Annotated in this window: 22 protein-coding genes; 8 read left to right on the top strand and 14 right to left on the bottom strand. The window is 63.0% G+C overall.

Annotated elements, in window-relative coordinates:
* Nucleotides 1-88: 88 nt before the first annotated feature.
* A complete protein-coding gene (locus tag O9X62_RS00930) occupies nucleotides 89-256 on the bottom strand; it encodes a hypothetical protein (protein ID WP_269530897.1) in 168 nt (55 codons plus the stop codon).
* Nucleotides 257-302: 46 nt separating this feature from the next.
* Nucleotides 303-1481 carry a cystathionine beta-lyase gene (metC, locus tag O9X62_RS00925; RefSeq protein ID WP_269530896.1) on the bottom strand — a complete coding sequence of 393 codons (1179 nt, stop codon included), beginning with the start codon at nucleotides 1479-1481 and terminating at the stop codon, nucleotides 303-305.
* Nucleotides 1482-1852: 371 nt separating this feature from the next.
* On the opposite strand from metC, the gene O9X62_RS00920 reads away from it, so the two are divergent.
* From O9X62_RS00920 to O9X62_RS00900, 5 genes are all read left to right on the top strand, one after another.
* Nucleotides 1853-2209 (top strand): hypothetical protein, encoded by a 357-nt coding sequence (locus tag O9X62_RS00920; protein ID WP_269530895.1) that lies wholly within the window; start codon nucleotides 1853-1855, stop codon nucleotides 2207-2209.
* A 90-nt stretch (nucleotides 2210-2299) separates the two neighbouring features.
* Nucleotides 2300-3700 (top strand): MATE family efflux transporter, encoded by a 1401-nt coding sequence (locus O9X62_RS00915; protein WP_269530894.1) that lies wholly within the window; start codon nucleotides 2300-2302, stop codon nucleotides 3698-3700.
* 46 nt (nucleotides 3701-3746) lie between these two features.
* Nucleotides 3747-5414: a tetratricopeptide repeat protein gene (locus O9X62_RS00910; protein ID WP_269530893.1), complete on the top strand. Its 1668-nt coding sequence runs from the start codon at nucleotides 3747-3749 to the stop codon at nucleotides 5412-5414.
* A 79-nt stretch (nucleotides 5415-5493) separates the two neighbouring features.
* Nucleotides 5494-6069: a YceI family protein gene (locus O9X62_RS00905; RefSeq protein WP_269530892.1), complete on the top strand. Its 576-nt coding sequence runs from the start codon at nucleotides 5494-5496 to the stop codon at nucleotides 6067-6069.
* A 2-nt stretch (nucleotides 6070-6071) separates the two neighbouring features.
* Nucleotides 6072-6770 carry a glutathione S-transferase N-terminal domain-containing protein gene (locus O9X62_RS00900; protein ID WP_269530891.1) on the top strand — a complete coding sequence of 233 codons (699 nt, stop codon included), beginning with the start codon at nucleotides 6072-6074 and terminating at the stop codon, nucleotides 6768-6770.
* Between the two features lie 42 nt (nucleotides 6771-6812).
* Here the strand turns inward: O9X62_RS00900 and O9X62_RS00895 are convergent, their stop codons facing one another.
* Nucleotides 6813-7298, bottom strand: a complete 486-nt coding sequence (locus O9X62_RS00895; RefSeq protein ID WP_269530890.1) for a VOC family protein — start codon at nucleotides 7296-7298, stop codon at nucleotides 6813-6815.
* Between the two features lie 36 nt (nucleotides 7299-7334).
* Nucleotides 7335-8264 carry a cysteine synthase A gene (gene cysK / locus O9X62_RS00890; protein ID WP_269530889.1) on the bottom strand — a complete coding sequence of 310 codons (930 nt, stop codon included), beginning with the start codon at nucleotides 8262-8264 and terminating at the stop codon, nucleotides 7335-7337.
* Nucleotides 8265-8371: 107 nt separating this feature from the next.
* Here cysK and O9X62_RS00885 point away from each other — a divergent pair, with 107 nt between their 5' ends.
* The 3 genes from O9X62_RS00885 to O9X62_RS00875 are packed head-to-tail and all read left to right on the top strand — an operon-like array spanning nucleotide 8372 to nucleotide 10897.
* Entirely contained in the window at nucleotides 8372-9598 is a 1227-nt protein-coding gene (locus O9X62_RS00885; RefSeq protein WP_269530888.1) for a multifunctional CCA addition/repair protein, read from the top strand.
* Nucleotides 9595-9939 (top strand): phage holin family protein, encoded by a 345-nt coding sequence (locus O9X62_RS00880; RefSeq protein ID WP_269530887.1) that lies wholly within the window; start codon nucleotides 9595-9597, stop codon nucleotides 9937-9939. The genes O9X62_RS00885 and O9X62_RS00880 overlap by 4 nt, the downstream gene beginning before the upstream one ends.
* 22 nt (nucleotides 9940-9961) lie before the next feature.
* Nucleotides 9962-10897: a glyoxylate/hydroxypyruvate reductase A gene (locus tag O9X62_RS00875; protein ID WP_269530886.1), complete on the top strand. Its 936-nt coding sequence runs from the start codon at nucleotides 9962-9964 to the stop codon at nucleotides 10895-10897.
* A gap of 48 nt (nucleotides 10898-10945) precedes the next feature.
* Here the strand turns inward: O9X62_RS00875 and O9X62_RS00870 are convergent, their stop codons facing one another.
* From O9X62_RS00870 to O9X62_RS00825, 10 genes are all read right to left on the bottom strand, one after another.
* Nucleotides 10946-12340, bottom strand: a complete 1395-nt coding sequence (locus tag O9X62_RS00870) for a DUF3370 family protein (RefSeq protein ID WP_269530885.1) — start codon at nucleotides 12338-12340, stop codon at nucleotides 10946-10948.
* Between the two features lie 490 nt (nucleotides 12341-12830).
* Nucleotides 12831-13919 carry an extracellular solute-binding protein gene (locus O9X62_RS00865; RefSeq protein ID WP_269530884.1) on the bottom strand — a complete coding sequence of 363 codons (1089 nt, stop codon included), beginning with the start codon at nucleotides 13917-13919 and terminating at the stop codon, nucleotides 12831-12833.
* Nucleotides 13920-14013: 94 nt separating this feature from the next.
* Nucleotides 14014-15117, bottom strand: coding sequence for a polyamine ABC transporter substrate-binding protein (locus tag O9X62_RS00860; protein ID WP_269530883.1), 1104 nt, complete (start codon nucleotides 15115-15117; stop codon nucleotides 14014-14016).
* 235 nt (nucleotides 15118-15352) lie between these two features.
* Nucleotides 15353-16081: a proteasome-type protease gene (locus tag O9X62_RS00855; protein ID WP_269530882.1), complete on the bottom strand. Its 729-nt coding sequence runs from the start codon at nucleotides 16079-16081 to the stop codon at nucleotides 15353-15355.
* Nucleotides 16082-16184: 103 nt separating this feature from the next.
* Nucleotides 16185-16979, bottom strand: a complete 795-nt coding sequence (locus O9X62_RS00850; protein WP_269530881.1) for a transglutaminase family protein — start codon at nucleotides 16977-16979, stop codon at nucleotides 16185-16187.
* Nucleotides 16980-16992: 13 nt separating this feature from the next.
* Nucleotides 16993-17502 carry an arsinothricin resistance N-acetyltransferase ArsN1 family B gene (locus O9X62_RS00845; protein WP_269530880.1) on the bottom strand — a complete coding sequence of 170 codons (510 nt, stop codon included), beginning with the start codon at nucleotides 17500-17502 and terminating at the stop codon, nucleotides 16993-16995.
* Nucleotides 17499-18467: an alpha-E domain-containing protein gene (locus O9X62_RS00840; protein WP_269530879.1), complete on the bottom strand. Its 969-nt coding sequence runs from the start codon at nucleotides 18465-18467 to the stop codon at nucleotides 17499-17501. Before O9X62_RS00840 ends, O9X62_RS00845 begins: the two co-directional genes overlap by 4 nt.
* The gene (locus O9X62_RS00835; protein WP_269530878.1) at nucleotides 18467-19030 is read right to left on the bottom strand and encodes a GNAT family N-acetyltransferase; all 564 of its coding nucleotides are present in this window, start codon (nucleotides 19028-19030) and stop codon (nucleotides 18467-18469) included. The genes O9X62_RS00840 and O9X62_RS00835 overlap by 1 nt, the downstream gene beginning before the upstream one ends.
* Nucleotides 19027-20460 carry a circularly permuted type 2 ATP-grasp protein gene (locus O9X62_RS00830; protein WP_269530877.1) on the bottom strand — a complete coding sequence of 478 codons (1434 nt, stop codon included), beginning with the start codon at nucleotides 20458-20460 and terminating at the stop codon, nucleotides 19027-19029. Before O9X62_RS00830 ends, O9X62_RS00835 begins: the two co-directional genes overlap by 4 nt.
* Before the next feature lie 170 nt (nucleotides 20461-20630).
* Nucleotides 20631-21149, bottom strand: coding sequence for a GNAT family N-acetyltransferase (locus O9X62_RS00825; RefSeq protein WP_269530876.1), 519 nt, complete (start codon nucleotides 21147-21149; stop codon nucleotides 20631-20633).
* Between the last annotated feature and the right edge of the window lie 7 nt (nucleotides 21150-21156).

Genomic DNA, 21156 nt, shown 5'->3' with positions numbered 1-21156 from the left:
GGTATATGGCCGAAGTCGCTACCCAGAATGTACTGCTGCCGAAGAAGGAGAACTGGGGTCAGGTCTTGCAATCGCACATCTCAGTCTCCTAGATGGCCCTACCTGCCGTGGCGCACAGGACGCCAAAGCGGGTGGCAATTTCCTGCATCCAGTCATTCACGCACCTGCCATACCCTGCTTGCGGCTTTCGTGGCCGGAGGCCTGCGCTGGGCTCGCGGCGCTGCTTGAGTGCTTCGGTGTCGATCAGCGCGGCCATGCGCGTGGCACATTCGGGTGGGCCGGGACAGCCTCGCGGCTGTCCGTTAAGCTTTCATCGCCACCAGCCCGGCGGCCAGATCAGCGATCAGGTCGGCCGGGTCTTCGAGCCCGATATGCAGCCGCACCATCGCCTTGCCACGCCAGCGCTCGCTAGTGACGGCACGGTGGCTGCCGGGGTCGGATGGGATGATCAGGCTCTCGTAACCGCCCCAGCTGTAGCCAATACCGAACAGGCGTGTGGCATCGACCAGTTTATTGACCTGTGCTGCCGTGGTGCCCTCGGCAAAGACCACGCCAAACAGGCCACATGCATAGGCCGGGTTGAAATCGCGCAGATACAGATCATGACCCGGCGCACCCGGTAGCGGCGGGTAAAGCACGCTGGCCACTTGTGGCTGTTCCCGCAACCAGTCCGCTACTTGGCGGCTGTTATCGCGATGCGTGGTCAAACGCGCCGCCAGCGTGCGCAAGCCGCGCAGGGCCAGGTAGGCATCATCGCCACCGATGGAAACACCCAGCTGCCGGTAGGTGGCGCGCAGGGTTTTTTCGAGTGGCGATTTGCACAGGATGGCGCCCATCAGCACATCGGAATGCCCGACGATGTACTTGGTGGCGGCATGCACCGACACATCGACACCTAGCGCAAACACATCCCAACCCAGCGGCGTGGCCCAGGTGCTGTCGGCCACGACCAGCGCGCCGGCCGCATGGGCGGCCGCGGCAATGGCCGGGACATCCTGCACTTCAAACGTATGCGAGCCCGGTGATTCCACCCACACGACCCGGGTATTGGGCTGGATCAGCGCGGCAATGCCGGCACCGATCAGCGGATCGTAATAGCTCGTCGAAATGCCCATGCGTTTGAGCAGACCTTCGCAGAACAGCCGTGTCGGGTCGTAGGCCGAATCGGTCATCAGCAGGTGATCGCCGGGCTGCAGCAGTGCCAGCAGCGTGGTGGTGATCGCCGAGAGACCCGATGGCGTCAGCAGGCAGGCATCGGCCTGCTCGGCGGCGCATAGCGCGTCTTCGAGTGCTAGCGTGGTATCGGTGGCATGGCGACCATAACTGCGCCGCGTGCCATCGGCTTTGCGCAGGCTGTCCGCGTTCGGGAACAGCATGGTGGAGGCACGCACCACCGCGGGGTTGACCGTGCCTTCCTCGGATTTCGGGTTGCGGCCACGGTGAGTGAGGCGAGTGGCGGGGAGGTCGTCGTGATCGTGCATGGCGCAGGCTTTCCGGGAAGGTGCCGGCAATCTAAGCGCCTGCTTACGTGCCCGTCAAACCGCCTTGCGGTTTTCCCGTGGTTGACGCGAATCCGTCAGATTGGGTAAATTCCGCTCCAGCGCCGATTTGAGCATACAGCTTGCGGGCGCTTAATAAATGCGGCTAAAGCGTGGTGCAGTACCGGATGAGACACCGTCTCTCCCCGACAACCCGCTAGCCGCAGAGGCAGCGGGTTTTTTGTTTTTCTGCCGCCGGATCACCATGCAGTAGCAGTTTCAACGCGCCGATTTAATCGACAACTTGCGGGGCGCGTGACGGAAAAACCGTCGAACCCGGACAGGCCGGGAGCCGCTAAAGCGTTGCCCCGGACATGGGGCACGCCGACCTCAAGGAGCGCACCATGTTCGATTGCGTCAACGACGATTCCACTACCTGCCTGCCCTCGCTGGCCCCCACGCCCGATCAGGGCGCATTGCCACTCGCCACTCTGCGTCGCCGTCATGCACGCCAAAGCTGGCTGTGGCTGCATGCGGCTACCGACGGGCATGCTGCCCTGCAGCGTCTGGCCCGGTTGGCGGTGGACCAAGGGGCCAGCACGCATCTGCCGGCCGAGGGCGGCCTGTTCATTACCGATCTGGCACTCGATGAGCTGCTGTGGCTGGTGGGGCAAGCTGGTGAAGGCATCACCATCGAGGCGCATATCGCCACGCAGGGACGCCATCATTGAGACGGCTGGTGTGGTTTGGCCGCGTACTGTGTCGGGGCAGCGGCGATTTGGCTGGCTACAATCCTTGAACCGATTGCCGAGTCCTCCCGCATGCCGCTGCAACGTCTGACCACACCCGCCATCCGCACCGAAGCCGCCGCGCTATGGCAGCTGGCTTGGCCCATGCTGATCGGCCAGCTGGCTGCCGTGGGTATGGCCGTGGCCGATGTGGCCATGGCGGGCAATGCCAGTGCCAATGATCTGGCGGGCGTGTCGCTGGGGGCCTCGGTGTGGTCCATCATCGTGGTGACGCTGATGGGCCTGATGATGGCCGTGAACCCGATGGTGGCACACCATGTGGGTGCCGAGGAATACGAGCAGATACCCCATGTGGTGCGACAGGCGCTGTGGAAATCGTTGGGGGTGGGGCTGGTGGCGCTGCTGCTGGCCAACGCGGCTACGCTGATTTTCGACACCATGCAGCTAGACCCGGAGGTGCGCCGCATCGCCAAGGAATTCCTGCATATCATCAGCTTTGGCTTGCCGGCCTTTGCCGCTTACCGCGTGCTCTACGGCTACAGCGCCAGCCTTAACCAGACCAAGCCCATGATGATGATTGCGCTAGGCGCGTTGGGCCTGAACGTGCTGATCAACTGGCTGCTGATCTACGGCCAGTTCGGTCTGCCGCGCCTCGGCGGCGTAGGCTGCGCCTGGGCGACGCTGGCTGCCGTATGGTTCAACCTGTTTGCCCTGGTCTGGTGGATGCACCGCGCACCCGAGTATCACCGTACCTGGCCGTTTGACCGGCTCGAAGGCCCGAACTGGCCAGAGATACGCCGCTTGCTGCGCCTGGGGCTGCCGATTGGTGTGACTTACTTTGCCGAATCCAGCGCCTTTGGCCTGATTGCCTTGTTGGTGGCCGTGTTCGGTGCGGCCGAGGTGGCGGCTCACCAGATTGCCCTCAACTTTTCATCCTTGGTATTCATGGTGCCACTGAGCCTGGGCGTGGCCATGATTACCCGGGTGGGCCACGCGCTGGGTGAGGGTGATCCGGCAGCGGCGCGCTTCCGTTCCTGGGTGGGCGTGGGCCTGTGTCTGGGCTTTGCAATCCTGTCGGCCAGCTTCATTGCCGCGTTCGCCTACCCGATAGCCTCGGCTTACACGCGCGATGCCACGGTCGCCGCGCTGGCCGCACATTTGCTGATCTACGCCGCGGTGTTCCAGTTGTCCGATGCCACGCAGGTGTCCACCAGCTGCGCTATCCGTGCCTACAAGGTGACGCGGCCACCCATGGTCATCCATATGCTCGCGTTCTGGGGCTTTTCGCTGCCACTCGGTTATGCGCTGGGTCTGGCACCGGACTGGCTGCCCTGGAGGCCCGCCAAACCCATGGCTGCCGAAGGTTTCTGGCTGGCGCTGGTGGTGGGTCTTACCGTAGCCGCACTGGGACTGACCTGGTTCCTGCATCGCCTCTCGGCCCAGCGGGTACGTCAGCACCGTGCGGTGGCTTGATCTGCACTGCTCCGCTATCGTCGCGGCTGACTAACCGAGCCATTCCATGAGCGATCTGCAATCCCGTCTATCCCAAGCGTTTGCCCGCCATCAGGCTGGCGATCTACCCGCGGCCGAACAGGGCTACCGGGCCGTGCTGGCTGTCGATCCCAATCACTGGCAGGCCATGAGCCTGTTGGCCACCATTGGTTTGCAGGTGGGCAACTTTGCCTTTGCCGAGCAGGGGTTCCGGGCCTCGCTGCAGCGTCAGCCCAAGCAGCCCGATGCCTGGCTGAATCTGGCCAACGCCCAGCGGGAACTACGACAGCTGGATGCCGCAGCCGACTCACTGCGACAGTGTCTGACGCTCAAGCCAGACTACTGGCAGGCCAAGGTCAATCTGGCCAATGTGGAGGTAATGCGCAAGGACTATGAGGAGGCCATCAGCTTGTGCCGCGAGGTGATTGCCGTGGTGCCGGATTTTGTGGATGCCCATCATGCCTTGGGTCTGGCGCTGTGGGAGGCCCGTGCCTTACCCGAAGCGCTGGCCGCCTGTGATGCTGCGCTGACCCTGCAGCCGGGTGCGCCGGAAACCTTGCTGACGCGCGGCCATGTGCTGCGTGCCCTCAATCAGCCCGAGGCCGGCTTGCAATGCTATGACGCAGCACTGGCCGCACAGACCGATAACGCCAAAATCTGCATGAGCCGTGCGGATGTATTGTGCGAGCTGCGCCGATTTGACGAGGCGCTGGCCGCTTACGACCGCGCCCTGAAGCTGCAGCCCGGCGACCCGGATACCGAGATGGCCAAGGGAATGACCCTGCTGCTGATGGGGGAGATGGCGCATGGCTGGCAGCATTACGAGGCCCGTTTGCGCACCCCGGCTCGCGCTGCCGAGTTGGCACGTTTCCCCATGCCCATGCTCTCGCCCGATACAGCCCTGGCGGGCAAGCACATATTGCTGCACGGCGAACAAGGCTTTGGTGATGCCATCCAGTTCTGCCGTTACGCGTGCCTGCTGCTGGAAGCCGGTGCCAAGGTGACACTGGCGGTGCGCAAGCCCTTGATGCGACTGATGCAAACACTTACGCCACAGATTGCCGTGGTGGATCAGGCCACCGTGCTGCTGAGCGGATTTGATCATCACTGCCCTTTGCTGAGCCTGCCCTATGTGCTGCTGACCCGCTGCCCGCAGATTCCGGCGACTATCCCCTATCTGAGTGCTGGCGGACTCAGGTACCCGATGGATTCCGATACCGGCCGTTGCAAGCCGTTGCGCCTGGGGATTGTGTGGTCGGGCAGCCCCACGCACCGTGGCGACTATGCTCGCAGCATACCGCTGGCCAAATGGTCGGACCTGCTGGCGATGGAGGGACTGGAAGTCCACAGCCTGCAAGCGCAGGTCCGGGATGCCGACCGCGCCGCGCTGCAAGCCCTGGCTGTCCACGACCATGCCGAGCAGCTGGGCGATTTTCTCGATACGGCTGCGCTGATCGAGCCGCTGGGCCTGGTGATCACCGTGGATACCTCGGTCGCACACCTGGCTGGCGCCTTGGGCAAGCCGGTATGGATACTGATACCGCATACGCCGGATTTCCGCTGGATGCTGGACCGGACCGACACCCCCTGGTACCCGCAGGCTCGCCTGTTCCGACAGGCTGCGCCGGGCGACTGGGATGGCGTCCTGAATGAAGTCAGCGTCGCCTTGCGACCGATGCTGAGCCACGCTGGTTGAACATACCCCCTCGCTCCGCCGCGTACGTTATCCTCGCGCGGCATCCTTGCCATTCCTCTGCGTACACGGAGACCCTGTCATGCCCCGTATCCTGCTTTCCCTGTTTGCCAGCCTTGGACTGATCGCGGGCGCCAGCGCCGCACCGGTCAGCTACAACATCGATCCTTCGCATACCTACCCGAGCTTCGAGGCCGACCATATGGGCGTGTCGCTATGGCGTGGCAAGTTCAACCAGTCCACGGGCAAGGTGGTGCTGGACAAGGCAGCGGGGACGGGCAGCGTGGATATCAGCATCGATATCGGCAGCGTGGATTTTGGCCATGACGCCATGAACAAGAAGGCCCTGAGTGCCGAGCTGTTCGATGCCGCCAAATTCCCCCAGTCCACCTATCGCGGCAAGCTGGCCGGCTTTGTGAACGGCGCCCCGACCAAGGTTGAAGGTGAGCTGACCCTGCGCGGCGTGAGCAAGCCAGTGGATCTGGAGATCAAGCGCTTCAAATGCATTGTGCATCCCATGCTCAAGCGCGAACTGTGCGGCGCGGATGCCTATGCCACCTTCCAGCGCGATGCCTTCGGCATCGATGCCGGCAAGGCATGGGGCTTTGATATGAGCGTGGCCCTGCGCATCCAGGTTGAAGCCGTGGCGGCGGAGTAAGCATGGCTTCGCTCGACGACTTCCCCATTACCCGCAAATGGCCGGCGACATACCCGGACCGTCTGCAGCTCTATTCGCTGGCTACGCCCAATGGCGTGAAGGTGTCGATTGCGCTCGAAGAAACCGGCCTGCCTTACGAGGTCCACAAGGTCAGCTTCGAGACGAACGATCAGCTTTCGCCCGAGTTCCTGTCACTGAACCCGAACAACAAGATCCCGGCCATCATAGATCCGCATGGTCCTGGTGATGAGCCGCTGGCCCTGTTTGAGTCGGGTGCGATCCTGATCTATCTGGCCGAGAAGACAGGCCGGTTGCTGCCGGCCGATCCGGCGCGCCGCTACGAAACCCTGCAATGGCTGATGTTCCAGATGGGCGGCATCGGCCCCATGTTTGGCCAGGTGGGCTTCTTCCACAAGTTTGCCGGCCGTGAATATGAAGACAAACGCCCGCGCGACCGCTATCTCAACGAGTCACGCCGCCTCCTGAACGTGCTGAACCAGCATCTCGCAGGCCGCACCTGGATGATGGGCGACGAGTACACGATCGCCGATATCGCGATCTTCCCCTGGGTGCGCAATCTGGTCGGCTATTACGGCGCTGGCGATCTGGTGGGCTTTGCTGATTTTGCCGAGGTGCAGCGCGTGCTGGCGGCGTTTGTGGCGCGGCCCGCGGTGCAGCGGGGATTGGGTGTGCCGGCTTGATCTAGCCCCGGGCTGACCAAGCCTTGGCTCCTTGCTGCTTGGTCAGCCGCGCAGTGCCGACTCGATGGCACTGATATCGATTCTGCTCATGCCCATCATGGCATCGAATGCACGCTTGGCCGCCGCCGGATCGGGGTGGGTGATGGCGTCCAACAACATGTTGGGCGTGATCTGCCAAGAAATACCCCATTTGTCCTTGCACCAGCCACAGGCGCTTGCCTGGCCACCGTGACCGACTATGGCATCCCAGTATCGGTCGGTCTCGGCCTGATCGCGAGTAGTCACCTGAAATGAAAAGGCTTCGCTATGTGTGAATGCCGGCCCGCCGTTGAGCCCGATACAGGGAATGCCCATCACGGTGAATTCGACGGTCAGCACATCACCTTGTTTGCCCGAAGGGAAGTCGCCCGGTGCGCGATGCACTGCGCGCACGCACGATTCAGGAAACGTCTCGGCGTAGAACCGAGCCGCCGCTTCCGCCTCACCGTTGTACCAAAGGCAGATCGTGTTCTTTGCAGGTGCTGCCATGTTGGCTCTCCTTAGGCATTGCAGGGTGGGCTGGGCTCAATCCACCAGACCCTCGAACAGCTTTGTCGACAGATACCGCTCCCCGAACGAGGGAATGATCACCACAATCAGTTTTCCGGCATTCTCGGGCCGCGCGGCGATCTGCAGGGCGGCCCAGGTGGCGGCGCCGGAGCTGATGCCGACCAGCAAGCCCTCTTCGGTGGCCATGCGGCGCGCGGTGGTGAAAGCATTGTCGTTGCTGACGCGCATCACCTCGTCATAGATGCCGGTATTGAGCACGCCGGGCACAAAGCCGGCACCGATACCCTGGATCGGGTGCGGGCCTTTCTGGCCGCCGCTGAGCACGGGGCTGGCATCGGGTTCCACCGCAATCGCGCGGAAAGACGGCTTGCGCGCTTTTAGTACCTCGCTCACACCGGTGATAGTGCCGCCGGTGCCGATGCCGGCCACAAGGATATCGACCTGGCCGTCGGTGTCGCGCCAGATTTCTTCGGCGGTGGTGTCGCGGTGGATCTTGGGGTTGGCCGGGTTCTCGAACTGTTGCGGCATGAACCAGCCGTTCTCCTCGGCCAGTGCCTTGGCCTTGGCGATGGCACCGCCCATGCCATCGGGGCCGGGGGTGAGCACCAGTTCCGCGCCGTAGCCGCGCAGCAAGGCGCGGCGTTCTCGGCTCATGGTTTCCGGCATGGTCAGCACGCATTTGTAGCCACGCGCGGCACACACCATGGCTAGGCCGATACCGGTGTTGCCGCTGGTCGGCTCGACCACCGTGTCGCCGGGCTTGAGAGCGCCGCTGGCTTCGGCGGCATCGATCATGCTGCCGGCAATGCGGTCTTTCACGCTATGCGAGGGATTGAAGAATTCGAGCTTGGCCACGATGCGGCCCGGCAGGCCGGCGCTGACGCGGTTCAGCTGCACCAGCGGTGTATTGCCTATCAGGGCGGTGATGTCTTTGGCGATGCGCATGGCGGCGTTCCTCAGAAAGTATCTTGGTGGGGTTGATGGCTAGGATTCTAGGCCAAGCGGCGGCAAGCGCTACAATCGCCGGCAAACCCTATCCAGATAGCAAGGCAATGAAGATCTACACCGTCGGCGGCGCTGTCCGCGATGAACTGCTGGGCTTGCCGGTAAAGGACCGCGACTACGTGGTGGTCGGCGCGACTGTCGAAGACATGCTGGCGGCCGGATACCGGCCTGTGGGCAAGGATTTCCCCGTGTTCCTGCACCCGCACACGCAGGCGGAATACGCACTCGCCCGCACCGAGCGCAAATCGGGCCGGGGCTACAAAGGGTTCACCGTGTATGCCGCGCCCGATGTGACGCTGGAGGACGATCTGGCGCGCCGTGATCTCACCATCAACGCCATGGCCGAGAGTGAAGACGGCGAACTGATCGATCCGTTCCACGGTCAGGAAGATCTTGCCCGGCGCACACTGCGCCATGTAGGCCCAGCCTTTATTGAAGACCCGGTACGCATTCTGCGGCTGGCACGCTTTGCCGCACGCTTCGGCTTTGAGGTGGCGCGTGAGACGCAGGCGCTGTGCCGCCGCATGGTCGATGAGGGCGAGGTCGATCATCTGGTCGCGGAGCGCGTCTGGGCTGAACTGGCCAAGGGTTTGATGGAGGCGCAGCCCTCGCGGATGTTTGCGGTACTGCGCGATTGCGGTGCACTTGCCCGGCTGATGCCGGAACTCGACGCGCTGTGGGGCGTGCCGCAGCCTGAACAGCATCACCCCGAAATCGATACCGGCGTGCATGTGATGCTGGTGCTGGACCATGCGGCCGCACAGGGCTGGCCGCTCGATACCCGCTTTGCCGCCCTGTGCCACGATCTGGGCAAGGGCACCACACCGCCGGCCGAGTGGCCTCGCCATATCGCCCACGAGCACCGCGGCGTGGCGCTGGTGGAGGCGCTGTGCGAGCGCCTGCGCGCCCCAAACGATTGCCGCGAACTGGCTGTGCTGGTGAGCCGCGAACACACCAATGTGCATCGTGCACTCGAGCTGCGGCCCGATACCGTGGTGGATTTGCTCGGCCGCTGCGATGCCCTGCGCAAGCCGGAACGCTTTACGCGTCTGCTCGATGCCTGTGAAGCCGATGCACGCGGGCGCACCGGTTTCGCTCAACGGCCCTATCCGCAAGCCGCCTATCTGCAGGCGTGCCGCGTGGCTGCCGCGGGTGTGGATGCGGGCGCGATTGCCATGGCCCAGGCCGACAAGACCACCATCCCCGACGCCGTGCGTCAGGCGCGCATTGCGGCCATCAAAACCGTCACCAAACCTGCACTGGAATCGACATGAACCTGTTCGCCGTCTGGCTGATCAATGCGGTCAGCCTCTTGCTTGTGACCTGGCTGCTACCCGGCATCCAGGTGCAGGGATTCGTATCCGCCCTGCTGATTGCGCTTGTGCTGGGCATCGTCAATGTGCTGATCCGCCCGGTACTGCTGATCCTGACCTTGCCGGTCAATCTGCTGACCTTGGGTTTGTTCACCTTTGTCATCAACGGCTTCTGCTTCTGGCTGGTGGCGGCTGTGCTGCAGGGCTTTGCCGTCAGCAGCTTCGGCATGGCCGTGATCGGCGCCATGGTGTACAGCGTGATCAGCTGGATTGCGTCGAGTATGTTGCTGGGCCGCGATTGAGTGGCGGACGATAGGGACACGCATGACACGACCGTTATTTCATCTCCACACCCCGCGCCAGATCGAACTCTGGCGCGCCCTGTTCACGGCAGCCTTGCCCGAGTGCACCGTAACGGCCGGTGACGAGCCGGTAGACGATGCCAAGGTGGAGTACCTCGCCGCCTGGCAACCGCCAGCGGGCCTGTTTGGCCGCTTTCCAAGGCTCAAGGCCGTGTTCGCGCTCGGCGCCGGGGTGGACCGTTTCCTCGACCGTGAAGATCTCGCCCCCGAGGTACAGCTGATTCGCCTGACCGATGCCGGCATGGCGCAGCAGATGATCGAGTATGTGCTGGCCGGCGTGCTGCACTTCCAGCGCGGATTCGATGTCTACGCCGCGCAGCAGGCGCAGGGGCGCTGGCAGCCGCAGCCTTTCCGGCTGGCCGCGCAGACGCGGGTGGGTGTGCTGGGGCTGGGCGAGATTGGCGGGGCGGTTGCGCGCGCCTTGCGGGGCATGGGCTACGATGTGGCGGGCTGGAGCCGCACCCCACGTACGCTTGACGGGATGGTCTGTCATCACGGCGATACCGGGCTGGCTACCCTGCTGGCCCGTACCGATATCCTCGTCAACCTGCTGCCGAACACACCGCAGACGCGAGGCCTGCTGAACGCCGAGCGATTGGCCCGTTTGCCCGCTGGCAGTGCGCTGGTCAATGCGGGCCGTGGCGAAACCGTGGATGAGGCCGCGCTGCTGGCAGCCCTGGAGGGAGATCATCTGCGCGGTGCCTGGCTTGACGTGCTGGTCAATGAACCGGCCGCACCCGAGCACCCGTTCTGGCGCCACCCCAAGGTGGTGCTGACACCGCATATCGCCGCCATGACGCTACCCGAGGAATCAGTCGCGCAGATTGCAGCAAAGTGGCGGGCCCTGGCGCGCGGGGAAACCGTGCCCGGTGAGGTGCGGCGCCACAGCGGTTACTGAGGGCGGGCCGTGACCGTGCCCCCCGTTGAGGGGAGCACGGTCAGCGGCTTAGAGAACCTCGACCACCAGTTGCTGGTCGGTCACCCCGAGACCGGCGATAAAGGTGGTCAGGCGCGCATCGAAGTAGCTGTTGGCCCCGATGGTCCAGGTCCCCAGTGTCTGCCTGGGCTTGGTGGGCGTGGTCCACAGGTCGATGGCGGTGCCGTTGAGCTTGGCGGGTGAGTTGAAGGTGAAAGAGGGAGTGTCAGTGCTGCCCGTGAAGCTCGACGCGAACGACAGCCTCACTGTTTTGGCATAGCTGTCGTTATTGCGCATGCGCACGGTGACATCGTACTTGTGCCCGTAGTTGCCGTAGGTGCGCTCGGACGAATCGGCCAGCCGCATCGTGGCGGGCTGGGTCTGTTCCTGCAGACCGGCGCCCTTGGCGGTGGTGTTGAACGCGAGACCCAGATACTTGCCGGAAGCCGGCAGGATCACTTCGCTGGTCCCGCCCACGACTGACGCCGCATAGATGCCGGCCTCCCGACCAAACTTGCCCGGGCCCGGGGAGTAGATCTCACCGGGGGCGGCAGCACCCTGGGTGGCATTGATCGCATCCGTGGTGGTACCGCTGTAGGTCACCACGGTGTAAAGGTACACCGAGCGATCAGTGCAGACTTCGAACCGGCCGTCGATCATGTTGTTCACATTGGCGGTGACCTTGGCGATCTCGGTGGCGGTGTAGGCGTTCACGCTCCGGTTGCTGATGTTGGTGCGGAATGTACCGTTGAGCCAATCCTTGGCCACAAAGTAGCTCTGGCCTGCGGCCTTGCCGGTCAGGGGTTTTTCGGTATTGCTGTACATCGATCCCTTGGCGTTGAGCGTGAGTGCGCTGCCATTGGGGTTGCTGGCCATCAGGTGCACATAGGCAGTACGCCCGGTGTTGTTGATGTGGAAGGTATAGGCATTGGTACAGCCGCTGATGGGCGTGGCACTGCCGCCGCGCGCCGCATCGGCGCGGCCGTTCTGCATCAGCCAGCCCGTGCCGGAATATTTCTCGGGGTTATTGCTTTTCCAGATCGGGTATCCGCCATAGCCGGCATTGAAGGCGCTGAGCTCGCTCTTGGGTACGGGCGTGTCGACCGCCAGGGGGCCGGTGAGCCAGTTGTGCCAGCTCACATGGGCACTGTAGAAATAGCCGCTGCTGAAGGCGCAACCGGCCGGTGCCGCAGAGAGGGTGACCTGGTAATGATTGCTGGCGGGGCTGGTGGCGCCATTGGCTTCAAGCCGTGTGCCGGCCGTGACCAGACATTTGCTGGCCGCCGGTAGCGAAGCCGAATCAGCCGTGCTGGTTTTGAACCAGGTGTCGCTTTGCACCAGCAAGGGGCTGGCCTGGGCCGTCGCGCCCAGCAGGGCGAGGGTGATGCAGCGTGCCGGCCAGGCCGGCGAGTGGTCTTTTTTCATGGGTGTCCGCTCCGATTCTGATGACCTTGCCGACCACCGTCTTGCGGGGTCGGTGCTGGCCTCCTAGACCTCTTGAACCAGCCTTGCTGGCGGGTTCCCGGTGAGGTCTGGAGGGTGGGTTTTCTCCACCTTGATTGACTCTACGGGCGGTGCGCGAGGGCGGGTATCTTGCGTTGCAACAAGTTGCCTTTCCGTGGGCGACAATCGGGGGCAAATCCGCCAGTGGACTGGCTTGCCCGGATGTTGGATTTTGACAACTTGCCATCGTGATGAAGGCCGCTGCGCACGCTGGGCAGGGGCCGCAATGGCTGAGGCTGCGGCAAGCGCGCAAGGGTGGCCGGGATGGCGGTGGCTGGCTGGAGAGGGTCTGGTCTGGATTCGGGAGGTGCTCCTGCCAGGGGCAGGGTGAACTTGCAGGTGGTGCGGTTTGCGTTTGCCGACTCAAAAAAACAGGTGGCCATGGCCACCTGTTTGTCGGGATTCGATGCCGCTATTTTCCGGATCGGAACATATTGAAGTAGCTGTTCACCCTGATCTGCGTCATCGCATCGATCGGCTGTTTGGTCTGCATCTTGGCGAGCAGTTCTGGCGGCAGGAAGATCTTGTCGTCTTTGGCCAGATCCGGGTCCAGATGGGGGCGGGCGCTCACGTTCGGAGTGGCATAGCGCACCGCATTGGCAATACTGGCCGAAACCTTGGGGTCCAGCATCATGTTGAGCCAGCGATGGGCGTTATCGACGTTCTTGGCATCCTTGGGGATACCCATGCTGTCGATCCAGACGATGGCCCCTCTGGCGGGCAGCTGATACTCGATGACCTGCTGGCTTTTTGTTTCGGCCGCGCGGTCCATCGCCATATAGGCATCACCGCTGTGCACCATGGCAATGCATACCGACCCCTTGGCGAGCAAGTCGATCGGCGAGGCATTGAAGGTCTGGATGTCCTTGCGTACACCGGCCAGTGTGGCGTTGGCGGCCTGCAGTGCGGTATCCGAGAGATCACTGGCGCTGCGCCCCAGATACAGGTTGACCATCGCGTACACCTCACTGCCGGTGTCCATATAGGCGATCCCGCAGCGCTTCAGTTTGCTGGTGTACCTGGGGTTGAACAGCAGCTCCCAGCGATCCGCCGGCATGGCTTCCTTACCCAGTGCCTGACGTACCTTGTTCACATTGATCGCAAAGGCGGTGGTGCCCCACATATAGGGGATCATGTAGGCATTGCCCGGATCGATGGACTGCATCTTGGCCAGCAGGCGCTTGTCCAGATGCACGTAGTTGGGCAGCTTGCGCTTGTCGAGCTTCTGGTAAATGCCGGCTTCAATCTGCCGTGGCACGAACTCCAGCGAGGGCACCACGATATCGTAATCAGTACGCCCGCTCATCAGCCGGGTCTGCAGCACTTCGTTGCTGTCATAGGTTTCATACTTCACCTTGACGTCGAATTGCTTCTCGAAGCTCGCGACGGTGTCGTCGGCAATGTAGTCATTCCAGTTGTAGACATGGAGCTTGCCGGCGGCGGAGGCGGCCAGTGACAGGGTGCCCAGCAGGGCCAGTGTCAGCATTCGGTAATGAGTCATGCGTTCTCCTTGAGTCCGGCAATGCCGGGAGTGCCATGACAAGGGGGCAGCCACGCTGCCCCCTTGTCACCGGCTGTTCACTACGCAAGAAGCCTTACTTCTTGTTGGTCTTGAACTTGTTGAAGTAGCTGTTGACGCGCTTCTGGGCAGCAGTGTCCAGCGGCATCTTGGCCTGCATCTTGGCCAGTACTTCCGGTGTCAGGAACACCTTGGTGTCCTTGGCCAGTTCGGGGTCAACAAAAGGCTTGGCAGCGGTGTTGGGGTTAGCGTAGCTGACCTTGTTGGAAATGGCAGCCGCGACCTTGGGGTCAAGAATCGTGTTGATCCAGTGGTGGGCGTTCTCGATGTTCTTGGCATCCTTGGGGATAGCCATGTTGTCGACCCACACGATGGTGCCCTTGGCGGGAACCACATAGTCAATCTTCTGGCCGTTCTTGGCTTCGACGGCGCGGTCACGGGCGATGTACACGTCGCCATTGAAAGCCATGGCCACGCATACGTCACCGTTGGCGAGCAGATCGATCGGCGAGGAGTTGAACACGCGGATGTCCTTGCGCACCTTGGCCAGCGCTTCGTTGGCGGCCTTGAGTGCCGCATCCGAGGTGTCGTTGGCATCACGGCCCAAGTGGATGTTCACCATGGAGTAGATGTCGCTACCCGTATCCATGTAGGAAATACCGCAGCCTTTGAGCTTGCTGGTGTACTTGGGGTTGAACAGCAGCTCCCAGGCATCGGCCGGCATGGGCTCATTGCCCAGGGCCTTCTTGACCTTGTCGACGTTGATACCGAAAGCGGTCGTACCCCACATATAGGGCACCAGATACTCGTTGGTCGGATCGGCAACCTTGAGCTTTTCGAGGATGGTCTTGTCGAGGTTGACGTAGTTCGGCAGCTTGGACTTGTCGAGCTTCTGGTAGATGCCGGCCTTGACCTGGCGGGCGGCGAATTCGAGCGAGGGCACGACGATGTCGTAGCCCGAGCGGCCCGTCATCAGCTTGGCTTGCAGGACCTCATTGCTGTCGTAGACGTCGTACTTCACCTTGACGTCGAACTTCTTCTGGAAATTGCCGATGGTGTCGTCGGCGATGTAATCGTTCCAGTTGTAGACATTGAGCTTGCCGGCAGCACTGGCGGCCACGGCAACACTGCAAAGACCCGCTACTGCCAGGGCCTGCTTCAGCTTGCGCACTGCAACCATCGAATTCTCCTGGGTTGTTGATCTGGTAGTACGGCCCGCTGTGTTTGGCCATGCCACCGGAGTGCGGGCCCGCCCCCGGTGTGGCTGTCAACAATATAAAACGAAGCGATGAAGATAATTGACTGCCGCTGATAAATGGATCGACGGACGTTGCGTATTGTTCCCAGTACGGCGGTGCAAGAAAGTGTACTGATGCGCCGTCCTGCCTGGCGATGCGCCCCAGCGCGCGGAGCGCTCAATCAAACCAGTCTGCATCGGGGAGTCTGGCGAAAACGCGGCGCAGGCCTTCACTCCAACCTTTGCGCAACTTGTTGAAATAGGGGTCGTCACCGTCCACGCGATGGGGCTTGGCTGGGGCAAAGCTGCCGGCGTTGTAGATCAGCATGTCGATGGGCAGGCCGACCGACAGGTTGCTGCGTATTGTCGAATCAAAGGAGATCAGCGTGCATTTGGCGGCCTCTGCCAGCGGGGTATCGGGGCGGATCACGCGGTCGATGATGGGTTTGCCGTACTTGGATTCGCCGATCTGCAGGTAAGGCGTATCGCCCGAGGCTTCGATGAAGTTGCCTTGCGGGTAGACATGGAACAGCCGCGGTGCCTCGCCCTGGATCTGTCCGCCCACAATGAAGTTGGCACCAAAATCCACGCCTTGCGATTGTTGCTCGCTGGCATCGCGCGCCACGACTTCCTTGAGTGTGCTGCCGACCAGCTGGGCGGCGTCGTAAAGGGTGGCAACGTTATGCAGGTTGACGGCATCCCTGCCTAGCCGCTGACGCAGCAGGCTCACCACACTCTGGGTCGTGGCCAGGTTGCCGGCGCTCAGCAGCACGATCAGGCGTTGGCCCGGCACCTCGAAAATATGCATTTTGCCGTGACTGGCAATGTGATCCACGCCCGCATTGGTGCGGGTATCCGAGGCAAACATCAGGCCGGCATCGAGCCGCATGGCAACGCAGTAAGTCATGGCAGGACGGCCGCGTAAACAGGGATGCGGCAGTGTAGCCTGTCCATGGCGAGGCCGGGGAGCGCGTACGGCAAGCCAGGTTTGCCGGTATGCAAGGCTGGGTTCATTGTTCGCTGGCGGCCACGCGCGCCACGGCCAGCATGGCCTCGTTACCGCCGCCGACGCGCATGCCGCGCACCGGGCAGGCATCCAGATAGTCCAGCCCGATGGCCAGTTTGACGTGACGCGCCTCTGCCAGACACTGGTTGCTGACATCGATGCCGATCCAGCCCTCATCCAGCCAGACTTCTGTCCAGGCGTGGCTCGCGACATGCTCGGCATCCGCTGCCAGATAGCCGCTCACATAACGCGCCGGCACACCGAGCTTGCGTGCGCAGGCAGCAAAAACCTGGGCATGGTCCTGGCACACGCCACTGGCGCGGGCAAACGCTGCGCTGGCCGGTGTGGCGGCGTCGGTGCTGCCCGGGGTGTAAGGCATGCGCGCTGCCAGTGCCGCCATCAGGGTCAGCAAGCCTTCGCGGCGCGAGCGGATGAGTTTGCCGGCATAGGGCAGGGCGAAGTCGCTGAGGGCGGCGTCGGCCTGGGTGAGGACTGAGTCGCGCAGGAAGACGGCGGGTGGCAGCCTGCTATCAGGCTCAGCCAGGGCGGCACCGTCGCGCGTCTCTACCACGCCGCTGGCGTGCAGGCGGATCTCGCTGTGAGGGCGGTCGAGCGTGAGCACATGGAGCGTGTTGCCGTAGGCATCCATGCCGGCGCTGGCGTTGGCGGGCAGGGTCAGTTGCCATTGCAAGACCTGCTGGCGGGCTGAACTCAGCGGTGTCAGCCGCAAGTACTGGATGCTGCGGCGCACCGGGCTGTCGTAGCGGTAATGGGTGTCGTGTTCGATGGCGAGGCGCATGGGTCGGGTTCGCTCAGGCGGCATCAAGCAACAGTTGCCAGTAGCCCACATCGACCCAGCGACCGGCCTTGTAGCCCACCTGTTCAAAGCGTGCCACCGGCTTGAAGCCGAGCCCTTCATGGAGCGCGATGCTTGCCGCATTGGGCAGGGCGATTCCGCCGATGACGGCGCGCTTGCCACCCGCGCTCAGGGTGGCTAGCAATTGTTCGTACAGACGCCTGCCTACGCCCTGACCACACACCGTACGGGTCAGGTAGACCGTGGTCTCAACGGAGTGGCGATAGGCCGTCCGGCCCCGCCAGGGTGTGGCATAGGCATAGCCCACGATCTGCCCACCCTGTTCGGCGACCAGCCAGGGCAGGCCTTCCGCCTGCACGGCCAGGATGCGCGACACCATCTCCGAGGCACTGACGGGTTGCTCCTCGAAACTGATGGTGGTTTCGAGCACGTAAGGGTTGTAGATCGCGGTGATCTGCGCCGCATCGTCGGTGCTGGCAGGACGGATTGAAACGGGTACGGTCATGCGGCCTCCAGATAGGCTTGCTGGATGGCGCCGCCGATGCGTGCCGAGCGCTCCAGAAAGCCGGTGAGCCAGTCGTGCAGACCCAGATCGAAGATTTCGTCCACCGAGCCATATTCGATCTGGATCGCCAATTTGCCGGCGAGCTGCTTCACATGGCGGCCGGCATCACGGGCGCCGTGTACCGACTGGATCTGCGGCAGGATGGCGTTGATCTCGTCGCAGCAGGCGCGCAGGCTGCGGGGCACATCGGCCCGCAGGATCAGGAGTTCGGTGACACGGCGGCCATCGAGTGCGTCGCGGTACACGGCGTGGTAGGCCTCGAACGCTGACAATGAGCGCAGCAGCGCGCTCCAGGCATAGAAGTCCGGTGCGCTTTCGGCCGGGGCGTCTACCGGCATCAGGGTGTCGCGTGCCGGGGAGATAAGTTGCGACTTCACATCAAGCAGCCGCGCGGTGTTGTCGGCCCGTTCGATAAAGGTGCCAAGACGGATGAAGCAGTAGGCATCGTTGCGTTGCAAGGTGCCATAGGTGGCGCCACGAAACAGATGCGAGCGCTCCTTCACCCAGTCAAAAAAGCTCGACACACTGGGAATGCCGCGGCGCGGCAACTCGCGCGCTTCGAGCCAGGTACTGTTGATGGCTTCCCACATCTCGGCCGTGATCTGGCCGCGCACCGCATGGGCGTTCTCGCGCGCGTACTTGAGGCAGCTGAGCACCGAGGCCGAGTTGTCCAGATCCAGCGCCATGAAGTTGAACAGGGTGTCGGCCGCCAGTTTGTCGTGCTTGAGATGATAGGCATCGAGGCTGCCGGTAACGGCTAGCGGCGCGGCCAGTTCGGTAGCAGCGCCGCGCGATTGCGGCAGGAGCGAGAGCGAGTGGGTGACATCGAGCATGCGCACGAGGTTCTCGGCGCGCTCCAGATAGCGGCTCATCCAGTAGAGCTGCGAGGCGGTGCGAGACAGCATCAGACGGTTCCTCCCGGCATGGGGCTGAGGCTGCGATCGATCAGCTGCTTGTAGTAGTAAGCCGTGGCGATCAGCGTGCCATCGGGCTTGGCGGCATAGTCGGGGACAGTGCCCACGCGCGTGTAACCTAGCGACTGATACAGCTTCTCGGCCGGTGAGCCGGCTTCGGTATCCAGATACAGCAGGCCGCGATCGAGCTTGCGCGCGCAGCCTTCGAGTGCCGCCATCAGCAGGCTGGCAATGCCTTGTCCGCGCGAGCCGCTATGCACCATCAGCTTGCAGACCTCGGCACGGTTGCGGCCATTGGCGCGTGGGCAGGGATCAAGCTGCACTGTGCCCACCACCAGCCCGTTGACGCGCGCGACCCACATGCGCAGATTGCCGTGCGTCAACTCTTCGACCACGCCCTGCCAGTAGCGGCGTGCTGCATCCATGCCCAGCGGCGCCAGAAAGCCGATGCTGGCGTCGTGTTCCACGACATCAATCAGCAGGGCAGCCAGCTCGGGCACCAGCAGCGGGCCGCTGGCGGCGGAGACTATCTCGATATCCACATGGGTGTTCATGCTGCACCTTCCAGTATCCAGGTGTCCTTGGTGCCGCCGCCCTGCGATGAGTTGACCACCAGCGATCCGGCCTTGAGCGCGACCCGTGTCAGGCCGCCGGCCACCATGCTGATCTCGCGGCCACTGAGCACAAACGGGCGCAAATCGATATGCCGGGGTGCGATGCCGCTCTCCACAAAGGTCGGGCAGCTCGACAGACAGAGCGTGGGTTGGGCGATGTAGTTGCCGGGATTGGCGCGCACCCGCTCGCGGAAGGCCTCCACCTCGGCCGCTGTGGCCGACGGCCCGACCAGCATGCCGTAGCCCCCCGCACCGTGGACTTCCTTGACTACCAGCTCGGCCATATGGGTCAGCACATGATCAAGGTCTTCGGGCTTGCGGCATTGCCAGGTGGGCACGTTATGGAGGATGGGCTCCTCGTCCAGGTAGAAGCGGATCATGTCGGGCACATAGGGATAGATCGACTTGTCATCGGCCACGCCGGTACCGATGGCATTGGCCAGAATCACATTGCCCGCCTTGTAGACCGACAGCAGCCCCGGCACGCCCAGCATCGAATCGGCGCGGAAGGCCAGCGGGTCGAGGAAGGCATCGTCGATGCGGCGGTAGATCACATCTACGCGCTGCGGGCCGACGGTGGTGCGCATGTAGAGGTAATTGTCCTTGACGAACAGATCCTGCCCCTCGACCAGCTCCACGCCCATCTGTTGGGCCAGGAAGGCGTGCTCGAAGTAAGCCGAGTTGAATGGCCCCGGCGTGAGCACCACCACCGTGGGGTTATCGGCCACGCTGGCATGGCGCAGCGTGTTCAGCAGCAAGGTCGGGTAGTGCGCTACCGGGGCGACCTGATAGCGCGCGAACAGCTCGGGGAAGAGCCGCATCATCATCTTGCGGTTTTCGAGCATGTAGCTCACGCCCGAGGGCACACGCAGATTGTCTTCGAGCACGTAGTAGCCGCCGTCGCTATGGCGTATCAGGTCCACGCCGGTGATGTGCGCGTAGATGCCGTGCGGCAGATCGAGCCCCTGCATGGCGGGCTGGTATTGCGCGTTGGCAAACACCTGCTCGGCAGGGATCAGCCCGGCTTTGATGATCTCGTGATCGTGGTAGATGTCCCTCAGGAACCGGTTCAGCGCCGTTACCCGCTGGCGCAGGCCGGCTTCGAGCATGCGCCATTCATCGCTGGGGACGATGCGCGGCACGGTATCAAACGGAATCAGCCGCTCGGCTCCCGCTTCATCGCCATACACGGCAAAGGTGATGCCCACCTTGTGGAACAACAAGTCCGCTTCAGCCCGCTTCTTGGCCAGCGCCTCCGGCGTCTGCGCGTGCAGCCAGGCGGCAAACGGCGCGTAATGCGGCCTGAGTGCGCCGCTTTGCAGCAGCATCTCGTCGTAATGACCGTGGGCGGGGAGGGTGAGCGCGTGCATGAGGCAGATCCCGCAGTGGTTTGCCTGTGCAACTGCAAGGGCTGTGCCAGAGAGTAAATGCCGATACAAATCAGCGGTTTGTCATGCTGCGTGTGAGACTGCACTTGTAGCGTGGCACTGCGATGGTGCGTGCGCACAGGTCATGCTGCGCGACGATGGTGCAGGCGGGCTCAGTGCGCGGGTTTGTCGATGGTGTACAGCATCAATTCGCGGTTGCCATCCGGGTGGGGGATGACACGGTTGAAACGCAGGCCCAGCTTCACCAGCAGTTTCTGCGAGTTCAGGTTGTCCAGCCGGGTTGTTGCCAGGATGCGCGTCAGGCCCAGTTCCCGCCAGGCATGTTCTAACACCGCGGCGGCGGCCTCGTAGCCATAGCCCTTGCCGCAGTAATCATCCAGGAAAGCAAAGCCGATATCCGGCGCGTCCAGGTAATCGCGCTGAGTCAATCCGCATATACCCATGACCTCGCCGCTTGCGGTGGACTCGACGGCACAGAACCCGAAACCCAGGCTGGCATACTGGGCCATCGGCCCTTGTGCGATGTAGCGCTCTGCATCAGCCAGTGTGCGCACGCCGCGGTCGCCGATGAACTGTAACCACGATGGCGTATTCAGCAGTGCCAGCATGAAGCCAGCGTCGGCAAGGGTCAGGCGGCGGATCAGCAGCCGCGTGGTCTGCAGGTTCTTCATGGCGGGC

This window comes from Chitinimonas sp. BJYL2, from assembly GCF_027257935.1.
Taxonomy (GTDB): Bacteria; Pseudomonadota; Gammaproteobacteria; order Burkholderiales; family Chitinimonadaceae; genus Chitinimonas.
Note: the sequence above shows the minus strand (reverse complement) of the source record. Positions and strands in the feature narration are given on the sequence as shown.